Origin of the sequence: Synechococcus sp. R55.7 (genome assembly GCF_047461955.1) — a bacterium.
Classification (GTDB): domain Bacteria; phylum Cyanobacteriota; class Cyanobacteriia; order Thermostichales; family Thermostichaceae; genus Thermostichus.
The window spans coordinates 1-7,520 of the sequence record NZ_JANSIC010000126.1 but is presented as its reverse complement, the minus strand read 5'-3'; the positions used below and the strand labels follow the sequence as shown (position 1 = coordinate 7,520).

Genomic DNA, 7,520 nt, shown 5'->3' with positions numbered 1-7,520 from the left:
CGCGAAAGGACTCCGTCCCGCTACCGCGAAAGGCAGATGCTTGGGTATCGGGGCACCGGCCAAGAGAGGTTAATCTGGGGATCCGAGGCGATCTCTAATTGCTCTAATTGGCTATTGTCTGGTTATCGGCAGCTCAGCCTTGGAGCTCGGGATGGAACACCCCACCGCCAGCCTTTATTTGGTGGCTACCCCCATCGGCAACCGCGAAGACATCACCCTGCGGGCGCTGCGGGTTTTGCGGGAAGTGGACTGGGTGGCGGCAGAAGATACTCGCCACTCCGGCCAGCTTCTTAAACATTTTCAAATCTCCGCCCGCCTCATCAGCTATCACGAGCACAACGCTGCCCAACGGATCCCGCAACTCCTGAAGTATCTGTCGGCGGGCCAGTCGGTGGCCCTGATCAGCGATGCCGGCACTCCTGCCATCTCCGATCCGGGAGAAGAGTTGGTGCGCGCCTGCATTCAGGCCGGGATCCCGGTGATCCCTGTGCCGGGGCCGGTAGCTGCTGTTGCCGCCTTGACCGCTTCGGGCCTGCCTACAGGACGATTCGTGTTCGAGGGATTTTTGCCGCTTAAACCCAGTCAGCGACAGGCCCGCCTGCAACAGTTGGCCCAAGAAGAGCGCACCGTCGTTCTCTATGAAGCCCCCCATCGCCTGCGCCAAACTCTGCAGGATCTGCTGGATCACTGCGGCCCAGAGCGGCAGATCGTGCTGGCGCGGGAGCTGACCAAGCTGTATGAGTCCTTCTGGCGGGGATCCCTGGCAGCAGCTCTGGAGCACTGCGCCGCCCAGCCGCCGCGGGGGGAGTTCACCCTCTTGCTTGAGGGATATGTGGGTGCCGTTCCCAGCCCTAACCCTGTCAGAGGCGGGACGGAGTCCTTGAATGGGCGGGGAGACAGTGAATCGGAAGCGGAAATTCGTCAAGAAATGGCCCGATTGCTGGCCGAAGGCCTGTCCCGGTCTGCAGCCAGCCGCCGGTTGGCCCAGCGTCTGCAGGGATCCCCCATCTGGACGCGGCGCCGCCTTTACAATCTATCCTTGCAGCTTGAGCCGCTCTCCAGTTCTGGCGGGACGGAGTCCTTTTCTGAGTACGTCAGCGCTCCACATTGTTTCCAAGACGACGGCGAGACTGAGTCCTGAGGCGTTCGCGTTAGCGGGACGGAGTCCTATGGCACGGATTTTGTTGGTGGACGATGAAGTGGAGTTGGCCGATTCTCTGGCCCAGCAATTGAGGCGAGAGGGCTACACGGTGGACGTCGCCTACACAGGAGGGCGGGCCTGGGAGCTGCTGCAAAAGTCCCCCGCTCTGCCCTACGATCTGCTGGTCTTGGATTGGATGTTGCCGGAGCTCTCTGGGCTTTCCCTCTGCCAGCGGGTGCGGCAGGTGGATTGCACCACCCCTATCCTGTTTCTGACGGCCAAAGATACCCTAGACGACCGGGTGGAAGGGCTGGATGCCGGGGCAGATGATTACTTGGTAAAGCCGTTTGAGCTGCGGGAACTGCTGGCGCGGGTGCGAGCCCTCTTGCGGCGGGCCACCGGCCCTGGAGAAGGGATCCCTCGCCTACAGATAGGGGATTTGGAGCTGGATCGGGAGAACCAGGTGGCCTACCGGCAGGGGCGGATGATCCACCTCTCCCAAAAAGAGTTTCGCCTGCTGGAGTACTTCATGACCCATCCCGGCCAGTTGCTCACCCACGACCAGATCTACGAGCAGGTGTGGGCCGGAGAGGATCCCCCCAGCAGCAACGTCTTAGCAGCCCAGGTGCGCCTGCTGCGGCGACGCCTCAGGTTGCCCGGGGCAGCAGAATTGATCCACGCCGTCTACGGCAAGGGCTATCGCTTTGGGCCTGTTGCCGAGAATCCCTAGGAAGAGGCCCAGAAGAGGCCCATCCTACAGTCCCGCAAGCTGTAGCTGTCCCGAACAGCAGCAAACCCCAAGCAAGCGACCCAACGGGGCCCTTCCCAACAGCTTGCTGGGATTCACAGCTCCCCTCTCCCAAGAGGAGAGGGGCAGGAGCGCTTGGGGCTCACTTGGACTTGAGCTTCTCCGCTTTCTCGATGGCCTCTTCGATGGTGCCCACCAAGTAGAAGGCTTGCTCCGGCAGATCGTCCAGTTCTCCCGACAAAATGCGCTGGAAGCCCTTGATGGTGTCTGCCAATTTCACATACTTGCCGGGGGAGCCGGTGAATACCTCCGCCACGAAGAACGGCTGGGACAGGAAACGCTCGATGCGGCGGGCGCGGGCCACCACCAGCTTGTCCTCTTCCGACAGCTCGTCCAGCCCCAGGATGGCGATGATATCTTGCAGCTCTTTGTAGCGCTGCAGCGTTTGCTTCACTGCCCGGGCGGTGTTGTAGTGCTCTTCGCCCACAATGTCCGCCTGCAGGATGGTGGAAGAGGAATCCAGGGGATCCACCGCCGGATAGATACCCTTGGCTGCCAAGCTGCGGGACAATACCACCGTCGAGTCGAGGTGGGCAAAGGTGGTGGCCGGGGCCGGATCCGTCAAGTCGTCAGCAGGCACATACACCGCCTGCACCGAGGTGATGGATCCCTGCTTGGTAGAGGTGATGCGCTCTTGCAGGTTGCCCATTTCGGTAGCCAAGGTGGGCTGGTAACCCACCGCCGAGGGCATGCGGCCCAACAGCGCCGACACTTCCGACCCGGCCTGCACAAAGCGGAAGATATTGTCGATGAACAGCAGCACGTCCTGCTTGTTAACGTCGCGGAAGTACTCTGCCATGGTCAGGGCAGTCAGGCCAACCCGCATGCGGGCACCCGGTGGCTCGTTCATCTGGCCATAGACCAGCGCCACTTTGTCCAGCACACCGGATTCTTTCATCTCGTTGTAGAGGTCATTGCCCTCGCGGGTGCGCTCTCCCACGCCCGCAAACACCGATAGGCCAGAGTGCTCCTCAGCGATGTTGTGGATCAGCTCCTGGATGAGCACTGTCTTGCCGACGCCGGCACCGCCAAACAGGCCCACCTTGCCCCCCTTTTTGAAGGGGGCCAGCAGGTCAATCACCTTGATGCCGGTTTCAAAGGGCTCTGGCTTAATCGTCAAATCGACAAGTGGAGGCGCACTGCGGTGGATGGGGGCAAATTCTTGGGCTTGAACGGGCTCTCCTTGGTCAACCGGCTCTCCCAGCACATTGAAAATGCGCCCCAGGGTGGGCTGCCCGACCGGCACAGTAATCGGAGCGCCCGTATCCACCACCGGCATGCCCCGCACCAGGCCGTCGGTCGAGGACATGGCCACCGCACGCACGCGGTTATCCCCCAAAAGCTGCTGCACCTCAAAGGTGACGTTAACCTTCAGGCCGCTTTCGGTTGTGCCCTCCACCTTGAGGGCATTGTAGATTTCGGGCAGCTTGCCGCTGGGAAACTCGGCGTCGATCACAGGCCCAATGACCTGAGTGATGTAGCCAACATTGGTGGCAGTAGCGGTGGCAGTAACCATGATTGAGGCTCAGCTCCTTGTGTGCTCAGTTATCGACTCAGCAATGCCGGGTGTAAATCATTATCATCATACAAATAAAGGGATCCCAGTTGCTGCCGCACTTTTGCCTGTCCAGCCTATGGGGGATCCCCGGCAGGGAGGGCTTTTCTTCGCTACCCTAGAGCTAGGTAAGACAGGGGGTTGCCAGCGATGAGCCACTACGGAGGCCGTATTGCACAGCTCAGCTCCGTTAGGTTGGGAGGACGGCGTCGCTGCCCACGTCGCGGCCGGGCCCTGCAATTGGGGATCCTTGGCTTCTTGCTGGGGTTAGGGGTGATGGGGGGAGCTTGGTGGTACAGCATCGGGCCCCGGCAAACCCTTTCCCTGTATTGGCTGACCAGTGCTGACAACTCTATTGACTACGTGCAGCAGGAGCGCAGGGTTCGCGCCTTTGACACTCAAGAAGCCATCCGCCTGGCCTTGGAGGAGCTGATTGCCGGCCCCCGGGATCCCCACCTCACCACGGCCATTCCCCCCCAGACGCGGGTGTTGGATGTGCGGGTGGAGGGCGACGATATTTTCCTCAACTTCTCCCCCGAATTCACGCAAGGGGGGGGATCCACGGCGATGATGAGCCGGATTGCGCAGGTGCTCTACACGGCCACCAGCCAAAACCCCGGCGCCCGGGTTTGGATCTCGGTGGAAGGCCGTGCCCTAGAGGTGTTGGGGGGAGAGGGGCTGATCCTGGATCAACCCCTGACACGGGCCTCGTTTGTGCCCAGCTTTCAGCTGCCAGCGGAGCCGGCAACCCCGAAGGACTCCGCCCCCCTAACGGGGTCGCCAAAGCGTCGCCTAGCGATAACGGCTTCTTGAGACGGAAACCATGAGCTGGTTGCAGCGGGTGGGCAGCAGTTTTCTCCTGACCGGTCAGGTGATTTTGCATCTGATGCGGGGCCGTATCCATCGCCGCAACACCCTGGATCAGCTTTCGGCGGTGGGTCTGGAGTCGCTGCTGATTGTTTTGATTACGGCGGTGGTGATCAGCGGCGTTTTCACCATCCAGTTGGCGCGGGAGTTCATCAACTTTGGCGCTTCCTCCCTAATTGGGGGGGTTTTGGCGATTGCCCTTGCCCGCGAGCTGACACCGGTGGTGACGGCGGTGATCTTGGCCGGACGGGTGGGATCCGCCTTTGCCGCCGAGCTGGGCACCATGAAGGTCACGGAGCAGATCGACGCTCTGCTGTTGTTGCGCACCGATCCGGTGGATTATCTGGTGATCCCGCGGGTGCTGGCTGCGGGGCTGATGCTGCCGGTGCTCACCATCCTCTCCCTGCTGACGGGGCTGGTGGGGGGGATGATCATCTGCGCTTCGGCCTACAACATCTCTCCTGCAGTGTTTCTCAACTCGGCGCAAACCCTTCTGAGCTCCTGGGATTTGCTCGTCTGTTGTTTTAAGGCGATGGTGTTTGGGTCTTTGATCGCCATTGTCGGCTCCAACTGGGGCCTTTCCACCAGCGGAGGGGCCAAGGGGGTGGGTCGCTCCACCACCGATGCAGTGGTTACGGCGCTGCTGGGCGTGTTTGTCACCAACTTCCTTATTTCTTGGCTGTTGTTTCAGGGGCCGGGGAGCGCCCTCAGCCGCGCGTTGTAGCCACTTCTGCTGTCCCGTTAGCGTTGCGGAGCAATAGGGAGAGAGCTAGGATGGGATCCCCTTTCCCTTCAGCGGTGCAGAGCACTTTGCGAGTAGAATTTCAGATTTTCCGACAGTTGCCGCCGGAGCCGCCCCGCTGGCAGTCCTTCTGGCTGGAGACATCCCCTGGCGCCACCATTCTCGATTGCCTCAACCAGATCAAGTGGGAGCAGGATGGCAGCTTGGCCTTCCGCAAAAACTGCCGCAACACCATCTGTGGCAGTTGCGCCATGCGCATCAACGGTAGGGCAGCCTTGGCTTGTGGCCGACATGTGGGCGAAGAGCTGGATCCCCGCAGCCCCCAGCCGCAGCCTATTCGCATCGGCCCTCTGGGAAACCTGCCCGTTCTGCGGGATCTGGTGGTGGATATGCAGCCCTTCTGGAACGATCTCAGCCGGGTGGATCCCTTTGTCAGCACGGCGGGGCGACGCATCCCGGAGCGAGAGTTTTTACAGCTGCCTGCCGAACGGGAGCATCTCAACGCTGCCGGTGGCTGTATTCTCTGCGGAGCCTGCTATTCCGATTGCAATGCCAAAGAGGTGAACCCAGAGTTTGTCGGCCCCCATGCTCTGGCCAGAGCCAACCGCCTCGTCCAAGACAGCCGCGACAGCCAACGGGAACAACGCCTGCAGGCTCTGGATAGCTTGGCTGGTGTCTGGGGCTGTACCCGCTGCTGGAACTGCAACAGCGTCTGCCCGATGGGCGTGGCACCTCTGGATCAAATCACCGAACTCAAACAGGGGATCCTCTCCCGCCATGCAGACAAGACCGCTGCTCTGCCCACCGACCGTTCCCCATCGCACGCTGTTCGCGCTATTCGGACGGAGTCCTTGCCCATAGCCATCCGCCACCGCAAGACTCTGGTGCAACTGGTGCGCTCCGGTGGTTGGATAGATGAGCGCCGCTTTGCCCTGCAGGTGGTGGGCCGGGATCCCAAAGGGCTGCTCAGCTTGGTGCCTTTGGGTCTGCGCCTGTTGGCCAGGGGCAAATTTCCCTTTCGCTTCCAGCCCTCTGCAGGGGCGGCGACGGTACGGCGGCTTATCGACACAGTTAGGCAGGAAGGAAGGGATCCCCTCTAGGCTCCAGTTTTGAGGTTGTCTTGGCCGGAAATCAATCTGGCACTCAAAATCCGATCCCCCACTTTGATGTGGCGCAGCACCTCCGTTCCCTCTGTAACGTACCCGAACACGGCATAGCGGCCATCCATGAGGTTTAACCCCGCCGGGGTGAGATCCGGCTCAGCCATAAAGATGAAGAACTGAGAAGAGGCGCTGTTGGGATCGTCGGGATAGCGGGCCATGGCCACCGTCCCTTCGGCGGAAAAGGGCAGAGCCGGTTCCACATCCCACAGGCCCATCTGATCAAAAGTCTGGCCGTAGCGGGGCATCACCTCGCCTTTGGCGCGAATCTCCATGGGGATGGTGCGAACCTTGCCCGTGGCCGGATCCACATAGCCATCGGCAGGGCCAGGGGGATCCCCGGCCTGCGCCAGGAAGAAGGTCTCCACCCGGTCAAAGGTCAGGCCATCGTAGAAGCCCCGCTGCACCAGGTCGGCAAAGTTGCCGGCAGTGATGGGGGCGCTGTAGCCATCTAAGGTGATCACCATGCGCCCAGCGGTGGTGTTTAGCTCCACCTCTGCCCGCCCCAAGAGCTGAGGCTTGTCGGCATACTCAGCAGGCACTGTGTAGGGGAAAGCCCCCACCCAGTTGTTTTCGAGGGATCCCAACTCGTCCACTAGACGGTCGTAGGCAGCGCGGGCCTCTTCTTTACCCTTGGATTTGCGCTCGCTGGCTTGGCCGATCACCCGCAACTGCTCCCGCAGCGCAGCCATCTGTTCAGAGGCTGGGGTCACCCGATCCGGAGGCAAGCCGGCCAGCAGGGAATCTCCATAGCGATCCAGAAGCCGCTCCACCTGGCGCACATCTCCCCGCACCGCTGACCAGCGGTTGTACTTCAGGTCGGTGTCGATTTTGGAGATGGCCTCATCAATTTCCAGCAGCTTCGTTTCCTGAATAGGCAACGCCCGCCGCAACAGGGTACGGGGATCCGTGATGGCATCCCCCTGGGGCAGAGCCAAGGCCGGGATCCCCCAGAGCGCCACCCCGCAGAGCAGAGCAGCTACGTAGAGGCCAATCCGGCAAAGGGATCCCCATTGCCAAAATCCTTGGGCACGCTGCGTCATGGTTCCTACCGACTGCAAAACCACTCCTGTCTCAGCCTGACATCCCACCGTCACAGGCGGCAAGCGCTGTCAAACCTCGATAGATATCTCCACGACTGGCTCACTCCACCTGGGGGAAAGCCGTCATCGCTACACGACGCTTTTGCGACCGCAATAGCGGGACCAACTTCTCCAAGGGCATGGCTACACGGCTCTCCTACCTAG

At 61.2% G+C, this 7,520-nt stretch carries 7 protein-coding genes; 5 read left to right on the top strand and 2 right to left on the bottom strand.

Going from position 1 to position 7,520, the window contains the following annotated elements; genetic code table 11:
- Window positions 1–151 precede the first annotated feature (151 nt).
- Both rsmI and rppA read left to right on the top strand, forming a co-directional pair.
- Window positions 152–1,141 (top strand): 16S rRNA (cytidine(1402)-2'-O)-methyltransferase, encoded by a 990-nt coding sequence (rsmI, locus tag NW820_RS08035; protein ID WP_414407187.1) that lies wholly within the window; start codon window positions 152–154, stop codon window positions 1,139–1,141.
- A 28-nt stretch (window positions 1,142–1,169) separates the two neighbouring features.
- Window positions 1,170–1,871: a two-component system response regulator RppA gene (rppA, locus tag NW820_RS08030; RefSeq protein WP_414407186.1), complete on the top strand. Its 702-nt coding sequence runs from the start codon at window positions 1,170–1,172 to the stop codon at window positions 1,869–1,871.
- A gap of 160 nt (window positions 1,872–2,031) precedes the next feature.
- Here rppA and atpD read toward each other — a convergent pair whose 3' ends face one another.
- Window positions 2,032–3,465, bottom strand: a complete 1,434-nt coding sequence (atpD, locus tag NW820_RS08025) for a F0F1 ATP synthase subunit beta (protein WP_414407185.1) — start codon at window positions 3,463–3,465, stop codon at window positions 2,032–2,034.
- Window positions 3,466–3,654: 189 nt separating this feature from the next.
- Between atpD and NW820_RS08020 the strand changes: the two genes are divergently transcribed.
- The 3 genes from NW820_RS08020 to NW820_RS08010 all read left to right on the top strand — a co-directional run bounded on the left by NW820_RS08020 (window position 3,655) and on the right by NW820_RS08010 (window position 6,213).
- On the top strand, window positions 3,655–4,317 hold the full coding sequence (locus NW820_RS08020; RefSeq protein WP_414407184.1) for a GerMN domain-containing protein: 663 nt from the start codon (window positions 3,655–3,657) through the stop codon (window positions 4,315–4,317).
- A 10-nt stretch (window positions 4,318–4,327) separates the two neighbouring features.
- Window positions 4,328–5,095 carry an MlaE family lipid ABC transporter permease subunit gene (locus NW820_RS08015; RefSeq protein ID WP_414342839.1) on the top strand — a complete coding sequence of 256 codons (768 nt, stop codon included), beginning with the start codon at window positions 4,328–4,330 and terminating at the stop codon, window positions 5,093–5,095.
- A gap of 86 nt (window positions 5,096–5,181) precedes the next feature.
- The gene (locus NW820_RS08010; protein WP_414329709.1) at window positions 5,182–6,213 is read left to right on the top strand and encodes a succinate dehydrogenase/fumarate reductase iron-sulfur subunit; all 1,032 of its coding nucleotides are present in this window, start codon (window positions 5,182–5,184) and stop codon (window positions 6,211–6,213) included.
- On the opposite strand, the gene NW820_RS08005 is transcribed toward NW820_RS08010, so the two are convergent.
- Window positions 6,210–7,316 carry a peptidylprolyl isomerase gene (locus tag NW820_RS08005; RefSeq protein ID WP_414407183.1) on the bottom strand — a complete coding sequence of 369 codons (1,107 nt, stop codon included), beginning with the start codon at window positions 7,314–7,316 and terminating at the stop codon, window positions 6,210–6,212. The two genes, NW820_RS08010 and NW820_RS08005, sit on opposite strands and share 4 nt — an antisense overlap.
- Window positions 7,317–7,520 lie beyond the last annotated feature (204 nt).

Excerpts from the sequence above, each read along its gene's own strand:
- rsmI (WP_414407187.1), top strand. The coding sequence starts at position 152 with ATGGAACACCCCACCGCCAGCCTTTATTTGGTGGCTACCCCCATCGGC.
- rppA (WP_414407186.1), top strand. The coding sequence starts at position 1,170 with ATGGCACGGATTTTGTTGGTGGACGATGAAGTGGAGTTGGCCGATTCT.
- atpD (WP_414407185.1), bottom strand. The coding sequence starts at position 3,465 with ATGGTTACTGCCACCGCTACTGCCACCAATGTTGGCTACATCACTCAG.
- NW820_RS08020 (WP_414407184.1), top strand. The coding sequence starts at position 3,655 with ATGAGCCACTACGGAGGCCGTATTGCACAGCTCAGCTCCGTTAGGTTG.
- NW820_RS08015 (WP_414342839.1), top strand. The coding sequence starts at position 4,328 with ATGAGCTGGTTGCAGCGGGTGGGCAGCAGTTTTCTCCTGACCGGTCAG.
- NW820_RS08005 (WP_414407183.1), bottom strand. The coding sequence starts at position 7,316 with ATGACGCAGCGTGCCCAAGGATTTTGGCAATGGGGATCCCTTTGCCGG.